Source organism: Streptomyces carminius, from assembly GCF_002794255.1.
Taxonomy (GTDB): Bacteria; Actinomycetota; Actinomycetes; order Streptomycetales; family Streptomycetaceae; genus Streptomyces; species Streptomyces carminius.
In genome coordinates this window covers 2,501-23,697 of sequence record NZ_PGGW01000017.1, presented here as the reverse complement: position 1 = coordinate 23,697, position 21,197 = coordinate 2,501, and the positions used below count along the sequence as shown (strand labels likewise).

18 protein-coding genes (1 of these 18 cut by a window edge) are annotated in these 21,197 nt (G+C 70.7%); 12 read left to right on the top strand and 6 right to left on the bottom strand.

Annotated elements, in window-relative coordinates; translation table 11 throughout:
• Positions 1-9 precede the first annotated feature (9 nt).
• The 3 genes from CUT44_RS05480 to CUT44_RS05470 all read left to right on the top strand — a co-directional run bounded on the left by CUT44_RS05480 (position 10) and on the right by CUT44_RS05470 (position 2,041).
• Positions 10-1,272, top strand: a complete 1,263-nt coding sequence (locus tag CUT44_RS05480; RefSeq protein ID WP_199185620.1) for a S8 family serine peptidase — start codon at positions 10-12, stop codon at positions 1,270-1,272.
• An 80-nt stretch (positions 1,273-1,352) separates the two neighbouring features.
• Positions 1,353-1,724 (top strand): WXG100 family type VII secretion target, encoded by a 372-nt coding sequence (locus CUT44_RS05475; protein WP_100201017.1) that lies wholly within the window; start codon positions 1,353-1,355, stop codon positions 1,722-1,724.
• 29 nt (positions 1,725-1,753) lie between these two features.
• Positions 1,754-2,041: a WXG100 family type VII secretion target gene (locus tag CUT44_RS05470; protein WP_100201016.1), complete on the top strand. Its 288-nt coding sequence runs from the start codon at positions 1,754-1,756 to the stop codon at positions 2,039-2,041.
• A 106-nt stretch (positions 2,042-2,147) separates the two neighbouring features.
• On the opposite strand, the gene CUT44_RS05465 is transcribed toward CUT44_RS05470, so the two are convergent.
• Entirely contained in the window at positions 2,148-2,381 is a 234-nt protein-coding gene (locus tag CUT44_RS05465; protein WP_100201015.1) for a DUF397 domain-containing protein, read from the bottom strand.
• A 245-nt stretch (positions 2,382-2,626) separates the two neighbouring features.
• On the opposite strand from CUT44_RS05465, the gene CUT44_RS05460 reads away from it, so the two are divergent.
• On the top strand, positions 2,627-2,821 hold the full coding sequence (locus CUT44_RS05460; RefSeq protein WP_158239571.1) for a hypothetical protein: 195 nt from the start codon (positions 2,627-2,629) through the stop codon (positions 2,819-2,821).
• Positions 2,822-4,257: 1,436 nt separating this feature from the next.
• Here the strand turns inward: CUT44_RS05460 and CUT44_RS33835 are convergent.
• The 4 genes from CUT44_RS33835 to eccCa form a co-directional block, all read right to left on the bottom strand.
• The gene (locus CUT44_RS33835) at positions 4,258-4,914 is read right to left on the bottom strand and encodes a hypothetical protein (protein ID WP_233221249.1); all 657 of its coding nucleotides are present in this window, start codon (positions 4,912-4,914) and stop codon (positions 4,258-4,260) included.
• Between the two features lie 550 nt (positions 4,915-5,464).
• The gene (locus CUT44_RS33830) at positions 5,465-5,701 is read right to left on the bottom strand and encodes a hypothetical protein (protein WP_233221248.1); all 237 of its coding nucleotides are present in this window, start codon (positions 5,699-5,701) and stop codon (positions 5,465-5,467) included.
• A complete protein-coding gene (locus CUT44_RS05445; protein WP_100201012.1) occupies positions 5,698-6,036 on the bottom strand; it encodes a type VII secretion target in 339 nt (112 codons plus the stop codon). The genes CUT44_RS33830 and CUT44_RS05445 overlap by 4 nt, the downstream gene beginning before the upstream one ends.
• A gap of 74 nt (positions 6,037-6,110) precedes the next feature.
• Entirely contained in the window at positions 6,111-10,085 is a 3,975-nt protein-coding gene (gene eccCa, locus CUT44_RS05440) for a type VII secretion protein EccCa (protein ID WP_100201011.1), read from the bottom strand.
• A 318-nt stretch (positions 10,086-10,403) separates the two neighbouring features.
• Between eccCa and eccD the strand changes: the two genes are divergently transcribed.
• The 6 genes from eccD (at position 10,404) to CUT44_RS05410 (ending at position 17,708) form a co-directional block, all read left to right on the top strand.
• Complete coding sequence (gene eccD / locus CUT44_RS05435; RefSeq protein WP_100201010.1) at positions 10,404-11,882, top strand: type VII secretion integral membrane protein EccD; 1,479 nt, start codon at positions 10,404-10,406, stop codon at positions 11,880-11,882.
• A gap of 278 nt (positions 11,883-12,160) precedes the next feature.
• Entirely contained in the window at positions 12,161-12,448 is a 288-nt protein-coding gene (rpsO, locus tag CUT44_RS05430; RefSeq protein WP_100201009.1) for a 30S ribosomal protein S15, read from the top strand.
• Positions 12,449-12,731: 283 nt separating this feature from the next.
• The gene (locus CUT44_RS05425; RefSeq protein WP_100201008.1) at positions 12,732-14,978 is read left to right on the top strand and encodes a polyribonucleotide nucleotidyltransferase; all 2,247 of its coding nucleotides are present in this window, start codon (positions 12,732-12,734) and stop codon (positions 14,976-14,978) included.
• Positions 14,975-16,405: a M16 family metallopeptidase gene (locus CUT44_RS05420; RefSeq protein WP_233221247.1), complete on the top strand. Its 1,431-nt coding sequence runs from the start codon at positions 14,975-14,977 to the stop codon at positions 16,403-16,405. The genes CUT44_RS05425 and CUT44_RS05420 overlap by 4 nt, the downstream gene beginning before the upstream one ends.
• A 62-nt stretch (positions 16,406-16,467) precedes the next feature.
• Entirely contained in the window at positions 16,468-17,220 is a 753-nt protein-coding gene (gene dapB, locus CUT44_RS05415; RefSeq protein WP_100201007.1) for a 4-hydroxy-tetrahydrodipicolinate reductase, read from the top strand.
• Positions 17,221-17,237: 17 nt separating this feature from the next.
• Positions 17,238-17,708, top strand: a complete 471-nt coding sequence (locus tag CUT44_RS05410) for a tetratricopeptide repeat protein (protein WP_100201006.1) — start codon at positions 17,238-17,240, stop codon at positions 17,706-17,708.
• A gap of 281 nt (positions 17,709-17,989) precedes the next feature.
• On the opposite strand, the gene CUT44_RS05405 is transcribed toward CUT44_RS05410, so the two are convergent.
• The gene (locus CUT44_RS05405) at positions 17,990-18,541 is read right to left on the bottom strand and encodes a hypothetical protein (protein ID WP_100201005.1); all 552 of its coding nucleotides are present in this window, start codon (positions 18,539-18,541) and stop codon (positions 17,990-17,992) included.
• Positions 18,542-19,053: 512 nt separating this feature from the next.
• Here CUT44_RS05405 and dapA point away from each other — a divergent pair.
• Together dapA and CUT44_RS05395 are read left to right on the top strand one after the other, a co-directional pair.
• Positions 19,054-19,953 (top strand): 4-hydroxy-tetrahydrodipicolinate synthase, encoded by a 900-nt coding sequence (dapA, locus tag CUT44_RS05400; protein ID WP_100201004.1) that lies wholly within the window; start codon positions 19,054-19,056, stop codon positions 19,951-19,953.
• Between the two features lie 103 nt (positions 19,954-20,056).
• Positions 20,057-21,197, top strand: the 5' portion of a protein-coding gene (locus CUT44_RS05395) for a ribonuclease J (RefSeq protein WP_100201003.1). 545 nt of this gene lie beyond the right edge of the window; 1,141 of the gene's 1,686 nt are visible here — the first part of the coding sequence; its start codon is at positions 20,057-20,059; its stop codon lies beyond the right edge, outside the window.

The following is a 21,197-nucleotide window of genomic DNA, read 5'->3' as shown; positions in this document are numbered from 1 at the left end:
AGAGCGACGATGACGGCAGGACTCAACCTCGAAGAGAGCGGGGCGCCGCCGCGGCGTACGACGTGGCGACGCCTGCTTTCGGCGCTGGCGGTGGCCGGTGTGTGGGCCGCCTGTCTGGTGGGACCGGTACCGGCGGCCCAGGCGGATGACGTTCGTTCGCAACTGTGGCATCTGGATGCCATGCAGGCCGAGAAAATGTGGGAGGTCAGCACAGGGGCGGGCATCACGATCGCGGTCGTCGACAGTGGTGTCGATCCCACCACGGACTCCCTGCAAGGTCAGGTCCTGCCGGGCATAGATGCTTCCGGGGCTCCTGGAGAGGCTTCCGACGACTACACGGGCCATGGCACAACCATGGCCGAGTACATCGTGGGGACTGGAAAGAACGGTGGGGTCCAGGGACTTGCTCCTGGGGCGAAGGTGCTCCCCGTCCGAGGGAGCATCGAGGGGCTGAAGGACGCGGAGAAATGGGCTCCGACGAGCAAGGCCCTCTGGGCCGCCGCACGGAGTGATGCGCAGATCATCAACCTTTCCGTCGGTGGGCCTCCTGCCGCGGGTGAGGAAGACGCGATCAGACATGCGATATCCCGGGGGAAACTCGTCTTTGCGGCCGCAGGGAACGAAAGGCAGGAACACAATCTGGTCAGTTACCCGGCCGCTTACCCGGGCGTCGTCGCAGTCGCCGCGAGCGGGAAGGACGGAGAAGTCGCGAAGTTTTCTCAGAAGGGTGACTACATCGACCTGGCCGCTCCCGGAGTCGACCTCCCCAAATGGTGCGACGAGAAAATGCAGTCGTACTGCCCGAACGGCGGAGGCACCAGCACCGCCACCGCCATCGCCTCCGCCTCCGCGGCCCTGATCTGGTCGAAGCACCCCGACTGGACGGCCAACCAGGTCCTCCGCGTCCTGGTCGACACTGCGGGCCGTAAGGAGAAAAGCGAGGTGCGCAGCAGGTACATCGGCTATGGTGCCGTCCGGCCGCGCATCCACCTCCTCGAGGGCGAGGGCGACCCGGGAGACCCGGACAAGAACCCGATCGAGACGGTGGAACTGGACGCGTCGCCGCCCGCGTCCCCCTCCCCGGAGGGGGACGGCTCGGAAGACGCGAAAAGCGGTGACAAGGCCGGGGCCGACCGGGTAGAAAAGGCGAGTTCCGAGGCGGCGGCCGAAGAGAGCGACAACGATCTGTGGATCTACCTGGGAGCGGGTGCCGCGGCGGCCGTGGTGGCGGCCGGTGCCTTTGTTCTCGTGCGGAGAACGCGCCGCACATAACGGGTGGCGCGTTCGGCGTGCGCCCGGCACAGACCGGTCCGTGAAAAGCAGCAACTCATATCCAACAAGGAGAGAACGGTATGTCCGGAGAAGGCGGCAGCGGCGGAAACTTCCAGTCAGATGACGCTCAGCTCCAGCAGTTGATCTCTGAAGTGCAGTCGATGCAGTCCACGCTGAAGACCAAGATCGCCAACCTGAACGCCGTGGTGGACACGATCGAGGGGGCCTGGAAGGGCGAGGCGCACCGGTCCTACGACACCCTCCAGCGTCAGGCCAACGACTTCGCGCGGGCCCTGGACGGCAAGCTCCAGATGATGGAGGAGGCGCTCCGGGCGAGCAAGGACGGCTTCACCGCGAACGAGATCGACCAGATGGAGAGCTTCAACCAGATCGCCAAGGCAAGCCCGATCAGCGACTTCACGGGCGTGGGCGTCACCCCGACCGCCAAGTAACGACCACACGGAAGAAGGGAAGGGGAGACATGACCATCAAGATCACGTATGCGACCGTCCACGCCGCCGCGGAGGACATCAGGGGGGTCGCCACCACCCTGGAGAGCCAGCTGAACGCGCTGGAGGGCAAGGTCAAGGCCACGGTGGACACCTGGGACGGTGAGGCCAAGGCGGCCTTCTACGCCAAGCACCGGGGCTGGAGCGACAACGTCACCGGTCTGCGCGACACGCTCATCAAGATCTCCCAGGGACTGGAGGGCGCGGCCTCCGGCTACAAGCGCACGGACAACAAGGCGGCGCAGCAGTTCCAGTTCTGAGTCCCCGGACTCCCCGGGAGTGAACTCCCACCGAACGCGTCAGACGGGCGCCCGGCCCACCGGCCGGGCGCCCGCCCGTTTCTGTGCTCCTGCGGCGCCGGGGCCCTCAGGACCTGAGGTCGAACTCCCCGTCGCGCACACCGAGTACGAAGGCCCGCCACTCCGCGGCGGTGTAGCGCAGCACGGTGTCCGGGTCCTTGGAGTTGCGCATGGCCACGGCTCCGCCCGGCAGGTGGGCGATCTCCACCCGCTCGTCCTCCGGGCCGCCGGGCGCGCTCTCCCACACGGCGCCGGAGATGTCCATGGCGTAGAGCTCGTCCTTCTCCTGCTGAGTCCCCATCAGCGATTCTCCCCTTCGTGGCCGGCGGCGGAGGCGTTCCCGCGCCGCACGGTGTCTGTGCGGCTCCGTGTCTGCCGAGGTCTCAAGATAACAGTCCGTCGCGGTTCGGATGCCCGTCGTACAACACCGGGGCCTCGACGGCGGGACCGGCCCGGAGCGGCGCGCACCCGAGCCGCTCCGCGCACGCGTTCCGTGAGATCCCCACCGAGGACGGACCGAAGGAGCGTCAGGGAATGAAAGCCGAAATGGGGCTCTTGCCGGCACCGCCGCGGGGCGCAGGACCGGAGTCCGGTGACCTGTCGGCGGTGGGGGAGAGCGACGGGAACTCGATGCTGTCGGCGATCTCCGACAGTCTGCGGACGTACCAGGGAAGGTCCGGCAGGGACGGAGTGGTGAGGCTGAGGACCAGGAGCCGCGACACCATGGGCAACGGACAGTAGACATCGGCCCGGGCGAACACGAGGGGGGGACACGGAGGCGGTGGAGGGCGGAGCAGCCGTGCTGACCGCGTCGCCGCCGGGAGTGACCTCGAAGCCGGAGAGGACGAGTACGGCCGGGTCACACGCGGCTTCGACCCGGTGCACGTCCTGGTGTTCGTCGACGGAGAGCGCCTCCAGCAGCGCCCGTGCCGCCAGATCCGCGTCGTTGCCCGCCATGGGCTCGCAGCGCACCGTCAGCGAGGCGGTGCTGACCCGGTCGTCCTCGGTGCCCAGCAGGCAGACACCCGTGTAGGCGGCGCCGTCCTCGGCTGCCGCGACGGCGGCATCGCGATACCAGGCGAGGAGCTGCTCCCGCTGTTCGTCCGTCCCGCCGGGCCAGATGTCGTCCGCGAGCCGCACGAGACACTCCTCGCGCTCCTCGTCGGTGTGCTCCACACCGAGGGAGCGGAACTCCTCCGGCGCTGTCCGGAAGAAGTCCGGTCCGTCTGCTTCCACAGGTCCACCCGGGGTGGATGTGGCGGGAGACGCGAAGAAATCATCCTCGGGCATAGGGGGAACCGATTTCTGATCGTATGGCTTCAGGGGATCTGCATGCATGTGATGTCGCTGCCCGATGGTCCTTCTCCAGGAAGGGAGCGGCAGACAGCCTGGAGGTGGCAGGACTCCCAGTGCCGGAGCGCCAAGTCCGAGTTGGTTCGGAGCGGCGAATGAGAAAGACCTTGATATGAACTGTGCAATCATGCAGGGTTGTGCGTTTCCCAGTGTACGACACTTTGTGCGTATCCCAGGCGAATATCGATTCTCTTGGTTCGCATTTTGTAATTTTTGGCGACGCCATGGTACTTCAGGGGTGTGAGAATGAGGGGAAAAGTGCCACTTTTTTCCAAGCTGTCCGGGAAGGCGGTGAGAAAACCCAATCGCCGGACCCGCTGGCCAGCCATGCTAGGTTGATGATGAGCCAAAAAGGTGACAGTAGGACAAAGAGCAGCCAAGCAGGGACGGTGCCACCGTGCCCCGTAAAGGTTTCACCGTCGACTGATTCTGCCTGCCACGCCGGCCGCCACCTTCTGCCTCGAGGTGGCTTGGCGAGGTAACCGAACTCCTCGAACGACGGAGTCAGTACCAGTAGCCTTCTCTCGTCGGAGCCTTTGCCGGGTCGGCGAGCCACGACGCAGAGCGGCTCTTCACACTCCATGTCCTCGTAGATGGTGAAGCGCGGTCGGAGACCGGTGGGAGGCTCGCCCGCATGTGAGGGAAATCCACGAACAACATAGAGAGGGGCGATGCCCCGCCGAGCCGGCGTAATGACATATCGGGGCCTGTAGCGTACCCCCTTGTCCTCGACCCGGGAAGCCGCTCGAACTTTGAATGTCGTGGTTTTCGTGACGATGTGTCGACCGCCTGGAATCTGACTGCATCGGGGAGTTAATGGAGAATCACTGCTTGCCTGCTGCTGGTGTGTCGCTTCCCGTGAACATGTTGTACATGCCAATGGCGATGCCTGGTGCCTGCTGGGTAATCTGCGGGCCTCGTGACCACCAGGAGTTGGGATCCAGCGTCCCGTCTGCGCGGATGGCATCTCCCAGGGAGTCCTTGAATCGCTGTGGTGCGACTTTCTCGACCACCCAACTCATCGCCCGCTCCTTACCGCTGGATCCGACAGTGTCCAGCACATGACTGTCCCAGGCCAGCTTCATTCGGTCACCGAAGCCCATGTCTCTGGTGCTGAACTGCTTGCTCCCCGGCGCCAAGGACTGTCCGAACATGCCCTTCTCCAGTTTCGTGGATCCGAAGCCGGCGCCGCGCAGACCCCGGATCTTGTTCACCCTGTCGATTGATGCGACCGTCTGGCCGTCCACTTTGTGGAGTTTCATCGGGACCCTGACGCCGCGAGCGGCCACCACGCCCACCTTGCCGATGGGGATGACGCCCAGGCCGTCGCCAATCAGGTCCATCGCGCTCACATCGGCTCCGCCGATCTTCGCGGCACCGTGCGAGACGAAGGCGGCTGCGGAGACGCCGGCGCTCGCCAGCGCCAGACCGCCGGACAGCGGCGGGCACCAGACCGTGGCCAGCGCCAGGACACCCAGCACCGTGGAGGCGATGCCCAGCCAGTCGCCGATCTCCTTGAGCAGGTCGGCGTGTTCCGCGCACCACTCCTGGATCCTGCTGCCGAGCTTCTTGAAGGCGTCGGCGATGCCTTCGAAGAAACCGGTGTCCGGAGCCTTGTCGTTGGCCTTCCTGAGCCGGGAGGCAACCGTCCGTGCGTGGTCCTGGTGCTCCTCCAGGAGGTCCCGGGCCTTCTTGATGACGGCTTCCAGTTCGTCCCGGGCCGTGTCGATCTTCCCGGCGGCGGTGTCCAGTGCCCGGCCCGCCCTGCGAAGCCGGTCCGCGGCGGCGTCGTACTGGGCCTGGGCGCTGTCCAGGGCGGCCCGGTCGGCGAAGACACGCCCCGCGTGGCCCAGCGCAGGATCGGCCGCCGCGGTGTCGTACGCGGTGGTGGCCTTGGCGTGTTCGGACTCGGCGGCCGTCTTCCTGACCTTGGCGTCCTTGGCCTGCTCCTCGTAGTCGCGGGCCTTGTCCTGGTACTTCGCGAGCTGGGTGCGCCAGCCCCTCAGCTGTTTCTCGGCGGTGCTCAGCGCGTCATGGCTGTCGTCGAGGTACCTGGGCAGCTCGCCGACCTTCCCGGGCGAAGGCGGTGGCGGCCTCGCCCTCCCAGGCCGTGCGCCCCGGCGCTCCGCTCCTGCCGATCTCCGTCAGGACGTCGTGCGCCTTCTTCAGCCCGCCGGCGGTTCTCGACAGCTTTTCCGCCAGATCGTCGATACTGCTCAGCCTGCCCGGGGCCGGGTCGAAGCCGATGGTCGGGTAGTCGTCGCTCACGGGCGTTCCTCCGCTGGGCGCTTCGCGGGACGGGAGGAGTCGGGGGTGGCCTTCTCGAAGGCATCCCGGATGGCCTGTTCGGTCGCCTCGTAGTTATTCCTGGTCGATCTGAGCATCTTCTCGATCGCGTCCGTGCCGTCGGCGATCTTGCCGATGGCGTCGTCCCAGCTGTCGTGAATCTCCTCGCACGCGTTGTCCAGAGCCTGGCTTCCCGTGCTCTTCGGGCCGATGTCCCGAAGGGCGTCCAGCGCCTTGCGCATCTGATCCCGGCTGGTGTTCAGCTGCTTCAGGAGCCGGTCCAGCTCCTGCTGTTCGACGTGCAGACGACCGCTCATATCTCCGATCTCCTGGAAGGCGGGGCACCGGGGGTGGTCGCGCCGGTGCCGGACACGACCACCCCCGGCGGGTGTCAGCGCGCCGGCAGCCAGCCCACCTGCACCAGCGGCGTCCCCCGCCGGCGGGAGACGTAGTAGCCGCGGCCCGGCGGCATGGGCCGGGGGCGGGCGTTGCCGAGGAGATCGCCCTCGGACGGGTCGCCGGAGAGGACCACGCCCTGGGCGCCGAGCTCCTTGACGCGCTGCATGAAGGGCTCGAAGGAGCTGCGGGAGGCACCGGCGGAGTTGCGGGCGATGATGAGGCAGACGCCGATGTCGCGGGCGAAGGGCAGCAGCTCGGTGAACGTGGCGAGCGGATTGCCGCTGGAGGTGGAGACCAGCTCGTAGTCGTCCACGATCAGGAACATCTTCGGCCCGGCCCACCAGCTGCGGTCGCGCAGCTGCTGCGGGGTGACGTCCTCCGGCGGGGTGCGCTTCTCCATCAGCTCCTTCATCGCGGCCATGTGCGAGTCCATGGCGTTCGACATGGCCGCGTACACGATCAGGTGCGAGTCCGGGATGTTGCCCAGCAGGGCGCGCCGGTAGTCGGCGACGACGATGCGCGCCTCGTCGGGCGTGTAGCGCTCGGTGATCTGCTTGGCCAGCAGCCGCAGCAGGGCCGTCTTGCCGGACTCGCTCTCCCCGAAGACGAGGAAGAACGGATCGGTCTCGAAGTCGACGAAGACGGGCTGCAGGGTGCTCTCATCGATGCCGAACGCGACGCCGTGCTGCGGGTAGTCGCTGCCCTTGGGCAGCTGGTGGGCGGGGAGCTCGCGGGGCAGGAGCCGGACCTGCGGCGCCGACGGGCCGTGCCAGGCGTCGGCCACCGCGCGGTTCAGCGCGGCGGTGGCCTCGGAGAGCTCCTCGTCCGAACAGACGCCGTCGATGCGCGGCACCGCGGTCATGAAGTGCAGCTTCTCCGGGGTCTGGCCGCGGCCGGCCGTGTCCGCCGGGACGTTCGCGGCGACCTTGCGGTCGAACTCCGAGTCCATGGTGTCGCCGAGCCGCAGCTCCAGGCGGTTCATCAGCTGGTCCTTGAGCGCCGGGCGCACCTCCATGTAGCGGGCGGCGCTGATGACGACGTGGATGCCGTAGCCCAGACCGCGCGCGGCGACGGCGGTGACGGTCTCCTCCAGCATGTCGTACTCCTGCCGGAAGGCGCCCCAGCCGTCGACGACGAGGAAGACGTCGCCCCACGGCTGGTCGGTGATCTCCCCGCGGGCGCGGCGGCGCCGGTAGGTGGCGATGGAGTCGATGCCGTTCGCCCGGAAGTACTCCTCGCGCTGGGCGAGGATCCCGGCGACCTCCGCCACGGTCCGCCGGACCCGCTCCGGGTCGAGCCGGGAGGCGATCCCGCCCACGTGCGGCAGACCGGCCACGGCGGTCAGACCGCCGCCGCCGAAGTCCAGCCCGTAGAACTGGACCTCCTGCGGAGTGTGGGTGAGGGCGAAGGCGGAGACCAGGGTGCGCAGCAGGGTGGACTTGCCGGACTGCGGGCCGCCGACCACCAGCATGTGTCCCGCGGCGCCGGAGAAGTCGCGCAGCAGCGTCTCGCGCCGCTGCTCGTAGGGCTTGTCCACCAGGCCCAGCGGTACGGTCAGCCGCCCCGCGTGCGGGTAGTCGGGCTGGGTCAGACCGCGGCCGGCCACGGCCGTCAGACCGGGCAGCAGCTCGTCCAGCGGCGGTGCCTCGTCCAGCGGCGGCAGCCACACCTGGTGGGCGGCCGGGCCCTGGTTCTCCAGCCGGCGCACGACGACGTCCAGGACGGTGTCCGCCAGCGCGTCGTCGTCCGGACCGGCGGCGGGCTCCGGTTCCGGTGCGGGCCGCCGGGCGGGCTCGGCGTGCCGCACCGGCACCGGAGCGGCGGTGAACAGCACCGGCCGGCGGTCGGCGGGCAGCGGCCCGGCGGGGACACCGGACCCGGCGGTGCTCGGCCGGTAGACGCCCGAGACGTAGGCGGCCTTGAAGCGGAGCATCTCCTCGGTGCCGAACTTCAGGTAGCCCGAACCGGGCACCGACGGCAGGTGGTACGCGTCCGGCACGCCGAGCGCCGCGCGGGACTCGGAGGCGGAGAAGGTCCGCAGACCGATGCGGTACGACAGGTACGTCTCCAGACCGCGCAGCCGGCCCTCCTCCAGCCGCTGCGAGGCCAGCAGCAGGTGCACGCCCAGCGAACGGCCGATGCGGCCGATCTGGATGAACATGTCGATGAAGTCGGGCTTGGCCGTCAGCAACTCGCTGAACTCGTCGATGACCAGCACCAGCGAGGGGATCGGGACCAGCGGGGCGCCCGCCGCGCGGGCCCGCTCGTAGTCGTGGATGTTGGCGTAGTTGCCCGCGTCGCGCAGCAGCTCCTGGCGGCGGTTGAGCTCGCCGCGGATCGAGTCGCCCATGCGGTCGACCAGCGAGAGGTCGTCGGCCAGGTTGGTGATGACGGCCGCCACGTGCGGCATCTGCGACATCCCGGCGAAGGTGGCGCCGCCCTTGAAGTCCGCCAGGACGAAGTTCAGGGTCTCCGAGGTGTGGGTGACCGCCAGGCCCAGGACGAGGGTGCGCAGCAGCTCCGACTTGCCGGAGCCGGTCGCGCCGACGCACAGGCCGTGCGGGCCCATGCCGTCCTGCGCGGCCTCCTTCAGGTCCAGCATGACCGGCTGGCCGTCCTCGCCGACCCCGATCGGGACGCGCAGCCGTTCGGCCGTCGAACGCGGCCGCCAGGTGCGGCGCACGTCGACCGACGCGGCGTCACCCAGGTTCAGCAGGTCGGTGAACTCCAGGTTCGCCAGCAGTGGTTCGTCGCCGTCGCCGCCCGTCCCCATGCGCAGCGGGGCGAGCTGCCGGGCCAGTGCCTCGGCCGCCTCGGGGGACAGCGTGTCGGGCCGGCCCTCGTACACCGCGCCGTGCCCCGACTCCAGCCGCAACCGGTCAGGACGTACGACCACCGACAGGCCGCCGCGCGGGCTGCCGATCTCACCGGGCACCACCTCGACGACCGTCACGCCCTGCAACCCCTCGGCGGAGGCCAGCATCGAGCCCGGGGGCACCGTCGCGCCGCCGTCCAGCACGATCAGCACGTGCGGCTGGTCCAGCAGGGGCTGCCCGGCGGAGTTGAACCGCGAGCGGCCCTCCAGCTTCGCGCCCAGCAGCCCCTCCAGCTCCGCCACGTCACCGGTGATCAGCCGCCGGGTGCCGGCGCCGTCCGCGGTCCCGGCGGCCTGCGTGTGCGGCAGCCACTTGGCCCACTCCCAGCGCTCCTCCGCGCCGCGCCCGGTCACCACCCCGACCACCAGGTCGTCGGGGGAGTGCAGGGCCACCAGGGAGGCCGCCATCGCGCGGACGGCGCCGTGCACGGACTCCGCCTCCCCGCTCACCGTCATGTGGTAGAAGGCGCGCAGCGACACGGCCATCGGAAGGCCGTCGACGGTGCCGTGCGTCTGCAGGAACTGGTGCATCGCCCCGGCCGTCAGCGGCTCCAGCTCGTCCACCGGAGCCGTCTCGGGCGCCACCAGCGCGGTGGCGAGCCGCTGGGTGCCCAGCCCGACGCGCACGTGCACGAAGTCGTCGTCGCCGGCACGCCGTTCCCACACCCGGCCGCCCTCGGCGACCAGGGCCCACAGCTGGTCCGGCGCGGGGTGCAGGTAGAACTGGGCGTCGCGCTGCCGGTGCGCCGTCCTGCGGACCCTGCGGCGCATCTGCGCGAGGTACTTGAGGTAGTCCCGGCGCAACTGCGCCATCTCGCCCTGGGTGCCCCTGCGGAAACGCACCAGGGTGGCGATGAGCATGGCGATCGTGGAGGCGATCATCACCATGCCCATGATGCGCATGAACGGGTGGGCGTTCGGCATGAAGAAGAACACCACCGACCCGCCCATGCCGAGCATCGGCAGCAGCTGCATCAGCACGCCCTCCTGCTGCCCGCGCGGCAGTTCGGGGGGCGGCTGGAGCTGCAGATCCTCGCCGGGCACACCGGGCGGCAGAACCCGTGGCGGTCGCTTGACGACGATCTGACTCACGGCGCATCAATCCCTCGGATGGACGGGACAGTTCCTGCCGACGCCCCCGTGGCGACGGACTCCGTCCGCGGGGGGCGATCCTACTGGGAGTGCCGGAGGGCGGGGGGCGGTAGGGTGGCGCGCGACACACGCGCAGCCGGAAGAGGACCGCGCGAGTACCGCGGAAACCGCGAGAGTTGCGAGAACCGCGGAAGCCGCGGAACCGCGAGGACACAGCCGCAGGCGGAAACCGCGGCGGGTCACGGGGCCGGGAACGGCCCACGCGGCGGTCCCGGCGCGGTGTGGAACCAGTGAGCAGCACACAAGGGGGATACCGAGGTGAGTACGACCGCACCGGCTGCCGCCACCGGCTTCTGCCGGGTCACCATCGTCGCGCCCGACAGCCGTATCGACGTGGCCCTCCCCGAGGACGTCCCGGTCGCCGACCTCTACCCCGAGATCCTCCGGCTCAGCGGCCAGACTCCCGCCGAGGGGGCGCCCGTCGGCTACCACCTGGTGCGCCGCGACGGCGGCGTACTGGACAGCGCCCGCTCCTTCGCCGCCCAGCGCATCCTGGACGGCGAGGTCCTCAGCCTGCGCCCGTTCGCCGAGTCGCTGCCGCCGGCCGTCTTCGACGACGTCTCCGACGCGGTCGCCTCCGCCGTCAGCCGCGACCGCAGGATGTGGAGCGACGACCTGATGCGCGGCGCCGGGCTGGTGGGTGGCGTGGTGCTGCTGGCGCTGATGGCCTTCGTACTGTGGTTCGCCGACCCGGTCCGCCACGACATGCACGGTCTGCCGGGGATCATCGCCGCCGTGACCGGGGTGCTGCTGATCGCCTTCGCGGCCGTACGGGCCCGGGTGTACGACGACCGGACGTGCGCGGTCGCCCTCGGCCTGGCCGCCCTGCCGCACGTCATGATCGCCGGTTCCGGGCTGCTGCCCCTGGCGGAGGGGAGCGGCATCGGCAGGCTGCAGTTCCTGCTCGGCTGCGTGGCGGTCCTGGTCGCCTCCGTCGCCCTGATCGCCGCCGCGCCCGGCGGCGACGCCCCGTTCGTCGCCGCGGCCTTCGCCGCGACGGTGGGCACCCTGGCCACCTTCACCGGCATCCTGGCCGAGTTCTCCCCGGTGGAGACCGCGGCCCTGTGCGTACCGGTGGCGGTCGGCACCGTGGCCTTCCTGCCGGGCCTGTCGGCCCGTTTCGCCCGGCTGCCCATCGGCTACACCGCACCGCGCACCGGTGCCCTGCGCTACGACGAGGACCCGGACGCCGCGCCCGACACCGGTGGTCCCGTCGACGCCGACCGCATCGCCGCGCAGGCCCGCCGCGGGCACGAGACGCTGCTCGGCCTCGTCGGCGGCTGCGCGGCCGTCGTCGTCGCCGCGGCCGCCGTCCTGGGCTTCTCCGACTCGGGCTGGGGCCTGCTCCTGGCGCTGGCCGCGGGGCTGGGAACGCTGATGCGGGCACGGCTCTTCCCGTACACCGCCCAGGTCGCCTGCACTCTCGGCGCCGGTCTGGCCGCCCTCGCCCTGCTCGCCCTCGGACTGGCCCTCAACCCGCCCGCCGAGCTGCTGCAGAAGCTGCTGGCGGGGGACGACGGTGCCCTGGACCTGCGGACGATCTGGCTGTCCGCCGCCCTCGCCGCCGCGGCGGCCCTGCTCACCGCCATCGGGCTGATCGTGCCGCGGCGCGGCGTCACCCCCTTCTGGGGCCGCTTCCTGGACATCGCCGAGGGCTTCGTGCTCCTGTCGCTGGTCCCGCTGTGCCTGGCCGTACTGGACGTCTACGCCGCGGCCCGGAGCATGACCAGCAGCTGACCGGTAGTGGACCGGCAGTGGGCCGGCAGCGGGCCGGCGGTCGGCGGTGAGCGGGCCGTCGCGGGGCTGGTAGGCTGGCCGGTGGCCGTTTGCGTACGCGTTTCCGGAGCGCGGTGGCACCGCACCCCGGCCTCCCGGGGAGCCCCCAGGGGGCCGTGCCGGGACCACCACTGGAAGCAGCGCCCAGCGGACCTCGCCTCCCGAGTCGTGGAAGACCCCCTGCGCAGCGGACCAGGGGCACTCGGTGGCATCGACGAGAAGAATCAAGAGGAGTACGCGTGTCGCTCGACGCCGCTACAAAGAAGCAGATCATGGCCGAGTTCGCCACCAAGGAGGGCGACACCGGCTCCCCCGAGGTCCAGGTCGCGATGCTCTCCCGCCGCATCTCGGACCTCACCGAGCACCTGAAGACCCACAAGCACGACCACCACTCCCGCCGTGGCCTGCTGCTCCTGGTCGGCCAGCGCCGCCGCCTGCTGCAGTACCTGGCACGCAAGGACATCCAGCGCTTCCGCGCCCTGGTCGAGCGGCTGGGCATCCGCCGCGGAGCCGCGGGCGCCCGGTAGTTCCGGTGAGAGGGAGCGGTCCCGGAGACAGGGACCGCTCCCTTTGCCGTACTCGCCGGAGACCTGCCGTGCTCAACGGGAGCCGCGGCAGGCGGAAGCTTTGTAGTCTGGTTCCACAACGACATACCGACGAGGCGGAGCGCCTTCACGCCGCCGGTCCTCGGTAGTGGCCCCCGGGCACTCGCCCCGGGAGCTTCGATCGAAGACCGGCCCGTACGGGAAGACGCTCCACCACCACCGTCCCCGCCACCCGGGCAGGGACGCAGACGAGGAGATTTTCCTGGTGGAGAACGAGACCCACTACGCCGAGGCCGTCATCGACAACGGTTCCTTCGGCACCCGCACCATCCGCTTCGAGACGGGCCGGCTGGCCCGTCAGGCCGCCGGCTCCGCCGTGGCCTACCTGGACGACGACACCATGGTGCTGTCGGCCACCACCGCCTCGAAGCAGCCGAAGGACCAGCTGGACTTCTTCCCCCTGACGGTCGACGTCGAGGAGCGGATGTACGCCGCCGGCAAGATCCCCGGCTCCTTCTTCCGCCGCGAGGGCCGCCCCAGTGAGGACGCCATCCTCACCTGCCGCCTGATCGACCGGCCGCTGCGCCCGTCCTTCCGCAAGGGCCTGCGCAACGAGATCCAGATCGTCGAGACGATCATGGCGCTCAACCCCGACCACCTGTACGACGTGGTCGCGATCAACGCCGCCTCCTGCTCCACGCAGCTGGCCGGCCTGCCCTTCTCGGGCCCGATCGGCGGCACCCGCGTCGCCCTGATCCGCGGCCAGTGGGTGGCCTTCCCCACCCACAGCGAGCTGGAGGAGGCCGTCTTCGACATGGTCGTCGCCGGCCGGGTCCTGCCCGACGGCGATGTCGCGATCATGATGGTCGAGGCCGAGGCCACCGAGAAGACCGTCGAGCTGGTCGCCGGCGGAGCCGAGGCACCGACCGAGGAGGTCGTCGCCGCCGGTCTGGAGGCCGCCAAGCCCTTCATCAAGAACCTGTGCAGGGCCCAGTCCGACCTCGCCGCCAAGGCGGCCAAGCCGGTCGGCGAGTTCCCGATCTTCCTGGACTACCAGGACGACGTGTACGAGGCGCTGTCCCAGGCGGTTCGCGACGAGCTGTCCCAGGCACTCACCATCGCCGCCAAGCAGGAGCGCGAGAGCGAGCTGGACCGGGTCAAGGCGCTGGCCGCCGAAAAGCTGCTGCCGCAGTTCGAGGGCCGCGAGAAGGAGATCTCCGCCGCCTACCGCGCGCTGACGAAGTCCCTGGTGCGCGAGCGCGTCATCAAGGAGAAGAAGCGCATCGACGGCCGCGGTCTGACCGACATCCGCACCCTGGCCGCCGAGGTCGAGGCGATCCCGCGGGTGCACGGCTCGGCGCTGTTCGAGCGCGGCGAGACCCAGATCCTGGGCGTCACCACCCTCAACATGCTCCGTATGGAGCAGATGCTCGACACCCTCTCCCCGGTGACGCGCAAGCGCTACATGCACAACTACAACTTCCCGCCGTACTCCACCGGCGAGACCGGCCGCGTCGGCTCCCCCAAGCGCCGCGAGATCGGCCACGGCGCGCTGGCCGAGCGGGCGATCGTCCCGGTGCTGCCCGCGCGCGAGGAGTTCCCCTACGCCATCCGGCAGGTCTCCGAGGCGCTGGGTTCCAACGGCTCGACCTCCATGGGGTCGGTCTGCGCCTCCACCATGTCGCTGCTGAACGCCGGTGTGCCCCTCAAGGCGCCGGTCGCCGGCATCGCCATGGGCCTGATCTCCCAGGAGATCGAGGGGGAGACCCACTACGTCACCCTCACCGACATCCTCGGTGCGGAGGACGCCTTCGGCGACATGGACTTCAAGGTCGCCGGCACCCGCCAGTTCGTCACCGCCCTCCAGCTCGACACCAAGCTGGACGGCATCCCGGCCTCCGTGCTGGCCGCGGCCCTCAAGCAGGCCCGCGACGCCCGGCTGCACATCCTGGACGTGATGAGCGAGGCCATCGACGTCCCGGACGAGATGTCCCCCAACGCGCCGCGGATCATCACCGTGAAGATCCCGGTGGACAAGATCGGCGAGGTCATCGGCCCCAAGGGCAAGATGATCAACCAGATCCAGGAGGACACCGGCGCCGACATCACCATCGAGGACGACGGCACCATCTACATCGGTGCCGCCGACGGTACGTCCGCCGAGGCCGCCCGGGCCGCCGTCAACGCCATCGCCAACCCGACGATGCCCGAGGTCGGCGAGCGCTACCTGGGCACGGTCGTGAAGACCACGACCTTCGGCGCCTTCGTCTCCCTGCTGCCGGGCAAGGACGGCCTGCTGCACATCTCGCAGATCCGCAAGCTCGCCGGCGGCAAGCGCGTGGAGAACGTCGAGGACGTGCTGGGGGTCGGACAGAAGGTCCAGGTCGAGATCGCCGAGATCGACCAGCGGGGCAAGCTCTCGCTGATCCCCGTCGTGGACGAGGAAGACGGCAAGGGCGCCGACGGTGCGTCCGCCGAGGCCGCCGACGCGAAGGACGCTGCGACCAAGTGACGCGCAAGCCCCGTACGACGGCCCGCCCCACCGCCACGGTGGGGCGGGCCGTCGCCCATCACCATCCCGCCTCCCGCCCGTCCGGCCCCTCCGATCGCGCCCGGGGAGGGGCCGCGGTCCCGGCCGGGGCCGCGAGCGGCTCGGGGGCCGTACGCAGGACCGTGCTCCCCGGCGGCCTGCGGGTCGTCACCCAGTCCGTGCCGGACGTCCGCTCCGCGACCTTCGGCATCTGGGCCCGGGTCGGTTCCCGGGACGAGACACCCGCCCTGGGCGGCGCCACCCACTATCTGGAACACCTGCTGTTCAAGGGCACCAGGCGGCGCAGCGCCCTGGACATCTCCGCGGAGCTCGACGCGGTCGGCGGCGAGATGAACGCCTTCACGGCGAAGGAGTTCACCTGCTACTACGCCCGGGTCCTGGACACCGACCTGCCGCTGGCCGTCGACGTCGTCTGCGACATGCTGACCGGCTCGCTGATCCGGGCCGAGGACGTCGAGGCCGAGCGGGGGGTGGTCCTGGAGGAGATCGCCATGACCGAGGACGATCCCGGGGACTGCGTCCACGACCTGTTCGCGAAGACCATGCTCGGCGACACCCCGCTGGGCCGTCCGGTGCTGGGTACGAACGAGACGGTCGGCGCCCTCACCCGCGACCGCCTCGCCCGCTTCTACCGCCGCCACTACGACCCGACCCATCTGGTCGTCGCCGCCGCGGGCAACCTCGACCACGACGAGGTCGTACGCCAGGTGCACCGGGCCTTCGAGGAGGCCGGCGCGCTGACCCGCACCGACGCCGAGCCCATCGGCCCCCGCACCGGCGCGCGCCGGGTGCGCACCGCGGGCCGCGTCGACCTGCTGGACCGGGGCACCGAGCAGGCCCATGTGGTCCTCGGCGTGCCCGGGCTGTCCCGCACGGACGAGCGCCGCTGGGCGCTCGGGGTGCTCAGCGCGGCTCTCGGCGGCGGCATGAGCTCCCGGCTGTTCCAGGAGGTGCGGGAGAAACGCGGACTGGCCTACAGCGTGTACTCCTACACCTCCGGCTTCGCCGACTGCGGCCTGTTCGGCGTGTACGTGGGCTGCCGTCCGAACCTGGTGCACGACGTGCTGAAGATCTGCCGCGACGAGCTCGACCACGTCGCCGAGCACGGTCTGGACGACGAGGAGCTGCGGCGGGCCATAGGCCAGCTCTCCGGCTCCACGGTCCTCGGTCTGGAGGACACCGGGGCGCTGATGAACCACATCGGCAAGGGCGAGCTGTGCTGGGGGGAGCAGTTGTCGGTGGACGGCATGCTGGCGAGGATCGCCTCCGTCACCCCGGACGACGTCCGCTCGGTGGCCCGCGAGATCCTGGGACAGCGGCCCTCGCTGTCGGTCATCGGCCCGCTGACCGACAAGCAGGCCGCCCGGCTGGACGAGGCCGTCGTCTGACGCCGTCCGGCCCGGACCCGGCCGTACCCCCGTACTTCCGCACCCGTGAAGGAAACACGCACATGAGCAAGCTCCGTGTAGCAGTCCTCGGCGCCGGCGGCCGGATCGGCTCCGAGGCCGTACGCGCCGTGGCGGGCGCCGACGACCTGGAGCTCGTCGCGGCCCTGGACAAGGACGACAGCCTGGAGGCGCTGACCGGGGCGGGCGCCCAGGTCGCGGTGGACCTCACCCACCCCGACGCGGTGCTGGGCAACCTCGAGTACTGCGTCGGCCACGGCATCCACGGCGTCGTCGGCACCACCGGCTGGACCGACGAGCGCTTCGACCGGCTGCGCGGCTGGCTGGACGCCTCACCCGGCACCGGAGTGCTGGTCGCGCCGAACTTCTCCATCGGAGCGGTCCTCACCATGCGTTTCGCGCGGCAGGCGGCCCGCTTCTTCGAGTCGGTCGAGGTCGTCGAGCTGCACCACCCCGGCAAGGCCGACGCGCCGTCGGGCACCGCCACCCGCACCGCGCAGCTCATCGCCGCCGCGCGGGCCGAGGCGGGCTGCCCGGCGCAGCCGGACGCCACCACCTCCGCCCTCGACGGCGCCCGCGGCGCGAACGTGGACGGGGTGCCGGTGCACGCGGTGCGGCTGCGCGGGCTGCTCGCCCACCAGGAGGTGCTGCTCGGCGACGCCGGGGAGACCCTCACCATCCGCCACGACTCGCTGCACCACAGCTGCTTCATGCCGGGCATCCTGCTGGGCGTGCGGCGGGTGGTCGGCACCCCCGGCCTCACCGTGGGGCTGGAGCACTTCCTGGACCTGGACTGACGGGCGGGCCGACGGACATGGGCGGAAAGATCACCTACGCCTTCCTCGCCATCGCGCTGGTCGTCGTCTTCGCCGTGGTGGCCGTGCAGGGCGTGCTGCTGCTGAGGACCGGCGAGCCCGCCGGGGTGGGAATGGGCGTGGCGGCCCTCGTGCTGCCGTGTGTCGGTGCCTGGTTCCTGTGGCACAACACCCTGTTCGCCCGGAACGCGGGCCGACTGGTCAGGGAGTTGGAGGCGGAGGGCGGGCTGCCGGCGGACGACCTTCCCCGGACTCCTGGCGGGCGCGTCGACCGCGAGGCGGCGGACGCGGTCTTCGCCCGGCGCCGGAAGGAGACGGAGGAGTCGCCGGACGACTGGCGCTGCTGGTTCCGGCTGGCCGTCGCCTACCACGACGCCCGGGACACCCCGCGCGCCCGCCGGGCCATGCAGCGGGCCATCGCGCTGCACGACGGCAAACCGGTGCGTGAGACCGGGAAGACCGCCGCCTGAGCGACGGCTCGGGCAGGATCCGACCACACCCCGGCCACCCCGGCCGGGGACCGGTCGAAGGAGCCCGGGCTCAAGGGAGCCCGGGCCGGGGCGGAGGACCCGCCGGACGGGCCGGGTCCGGCCGGAGGGTCCCGAGACCCGAGAACCAATCCCGTGTTCTGCCCCCGGAACCGCCCTGATGTGCCCCCGGCGCGCCGTCGGGAAGGGAGCGTCGGGGCACCCGGCGGGTACCGCGGACCTCCGCAGGACCGGGGCGTCCCGCACCGAGGCCCCTCCCGCACCTACGGGCGGTGGTACTCCGCGGCCCAGCCCTCCACCACGTCCGCGGCCCGGTCGAAGGCCTCGGGCCGGGCCAGGAAGTCGGCGTTGTGGTCGGTGAGGACCGTGCGCAGGGCCTCACGGCCCCGCGGCTCGACGACCAGCGCCTGGCCCTGTACGGAGCGCGGCGTGCCCAGCCACTTCACCGGCTGCTGGACGGTCCGTACGACCGCCACGTCCTTCCAGTCCAGTGTCACCGTCATGAACAGACCGACCTGGCGTATCCCCTGGGTGCTGACCCACACCCCCACCCGCAGCAGGCGCAGTGCGTACGCGATCACCAGCGCGGAGACGAGCACGGACACGCCCGCCGCCGCGAGGGTGCCGGCCATGGCGATGATCAGGGTGGAGAGCAGCATGTAGGAGGCGAGAAGCAGGAGCAGGGCCGCTCCGGCGACCCGCCAGGGACCGGGCCGGTACGGACGCCGCCACCGCTCGAGTTCCTCGTGGGGCAGGGGTGCGTCCGAGGGGGCGGTGTCCGGTTCTCCGTCGGCCGTCAGAAAGTGCAGGGGCACGGGATCCTCGCTCACGGGCACGGTCGGTGGGGCCTGTGAGGCAGGAGGTTATCAGCGGCTTTCGGCGGTGGCGGGCCGGTCCTGCCCGCCCACCGGGCGGGCCCGGTGTCTCCGGGGCCGGTACCCCCGGACGCGGAGGCCCGGCACGGCCATGGAGGTGAAGGGCGCGGACTCGTCGCGGACCGTCCGGCGCGGCCCCTCGGGCGGGGTCCGACGGTGGTCCGTGCTCTCCCGCGGAGAGCACCCGGACCTCCGGCGGAGCGTCCGGCTCCGGAGTCTGCCGCGGGGGACCGCGCCCGTTTCCGCCGCCGGCGGGGTGGAAGGGGAGGCGTGCCGTGCCGGACTGGACGCCGGCCTCCCACACTCAGTCCGAATTGCGGCATTGGGAATGGTTCGTCTAGGCTCGTTCTACGGACCCGGCACTGTCTGAACCCCCGAGCGGGCAGTGTCGGGCTCCGCAACCGGCCTCCCGAGGGAGCGTCGCACCGCAGGCTGCGAGTAGCGTGGGACCCATGGCTCCGACCTCGACACCGCAGACGCCCTTCGGGCGGGTTCTGACCGCGATGGTCACGCCGTTCACCGCGGACGGCGACCTCGACCTCGACGGCGCGCAGCAGCTCGCCGCCCAGCTGGTGAACGCCGGCAACGACGGCATCGTCGTCAACGGCACCACCGGTGAGTCCCCGACCACCAGTGACGAGGAGAAAGCCCAGCTCGTACGGGCCGTGGTCGAGGCGGTCGGGGACCGTGCCCACATCGTCGCCGGAGCCGGCACCAACGACACCCGGCACAGCGTCGAGCTGGCCCGCGCGGCCGAACGGGCCGGTGCCCACGGCCTGCTGGCCGTCACGCCGTACTACAGCAAGCCCCCGCAGGAGGGCCTGTACCGGCACTTCACCGCCATCGCCGACGCCACCGGCCTGCCGGTCATGCTCTACGACATTCCCGGGCGCAGCGGTGTCCCGATCAACACGGAGACCATCGTCCGGCTGGCCGAGCACCCGCGGATCGTCGCCAACAAGGACGCCAAGGGCGACCTGGGGCGTGCCAGCTGGGCCATCGCCACCAGTGGCCTCGCCTGGTACAGCGGCGACGACATGCTCAACCTCCCGCTGCTGTCCGTCGGCGCCATCGGTTTCGTCTCGGTTGTCGGCCACGTGGTCACCCCCGAGCTGCGGGCGATGCTGGAGGCACATCTGAGTGGTGACGTCACCAAGGCGACGGAGATCCACCAGAAGCTGCTGCCGGTCTTCACCGGGATGTTCCGCACCCAGGGCGTGATCACCAGCAAGGCGGCCCTCGCCCTCCAGGGCCTGCCGGGAGGTCCGCTGCGTCTGCCGCTCGTCGAGCTGTCCCCGGAGGAGACGGAACAGCTCAGGCGCGATCTCGCGGCCGGCGGGGTACAGCTCTGAAACAGACTTCACAACTACATAAGGACCGACAACCGCAAGTGCACGACGACCGCGCGCCACGTGCCCCGTCAGGGCGCGTGGCGCGCGTGGTGAGGAGACACTTTTGAGCCACCCGCATCCCGAACTCGGCTCCCCGCCGGCGCTGCCCGAGGGGGGTCTGCGCGTCACCCCGCTGGGCGGGCTCGGCGAGATCGGCCGCAACATGACCGTCTTCGAATACGGCGGCCGGCTGCTGATCGTCGACTGCGGTGTCCTCTTCCCGGAGGAGGAGCAGCCCGGCGTCGACCTGATCCTCCCGGACTTCAGCTCCGTACGGGACCGCCTGGACGACATCGACGGCATCGTCCTGACGCACGGACACGAGGACCACATCGGCGGCGTCCCGTTCCTGCTGCGGGAGAAGCCCGACATCCCGCTGATCGGATCCAAGCTCACGCTGGCCCTGATCGAGGCCAAGCTCCAGGAGCACCGCATCAGGCCGTACACCCTGGAGGTGGCCGAGGGGCACCGCGAACGCATCGGCCCCTTCGACTGCGAGTTCGTGGCGGTCAACCACTCCATCCCGGACGCGCTCGCGGTCGCCGTCCGCACTCCCGCGGGCCTGGTCGTCCACACCGGTGACTTCAAGATGGACCAGCTTCCGCTGGACCGCCGCCTCACCGACCTGCGCGCCTTCGCGCGGCTGGGCGAGGAGGGCATCGACCTGCTGCTGGCGGACTCCACCAACGCCGAGGTGCCCGGCTTCACCCCGCACGAGCGGGACATCTCACAGGTGCTGCGCCAGGTCTTCGCGGGCGCCCGGAAACGCATCATCGTGGCCAGCTTCGCCAGTCACGTCCACCGCATCCAGCAGGTCCTCGACGCGGCCCACGAGTACGGACGGCGGGTCGCCTTCGTCGGCCGGTCGATGGTCCGCAACATGGGAATCGCCCGCGACCTGGGTTACCTCAGGGTCCCGGCCGGCCTGGTGGTGGACGTGAAGACACTGGACGACCTGCCGGACGACGAGGTGGTGCTCGTCTGCACGGGCTCGCAGGGCGAGCCGATGGCCGCGCTGTCGCGCATGGCCAACCGGGACCACCAGATCCGCATCGTCCCGGGCGACACGGTGATCCTCGCCTCCTCGCTGATCCCGGGAAACGAGAACGCGGTCTACCGGGTGATCAACGGGCTGACCCGGTGGGGCGCCGACGTCGTCCACAAGGGCAACGCCAAGGTCCATGTGTCCGGCCATGCCTCGGCCG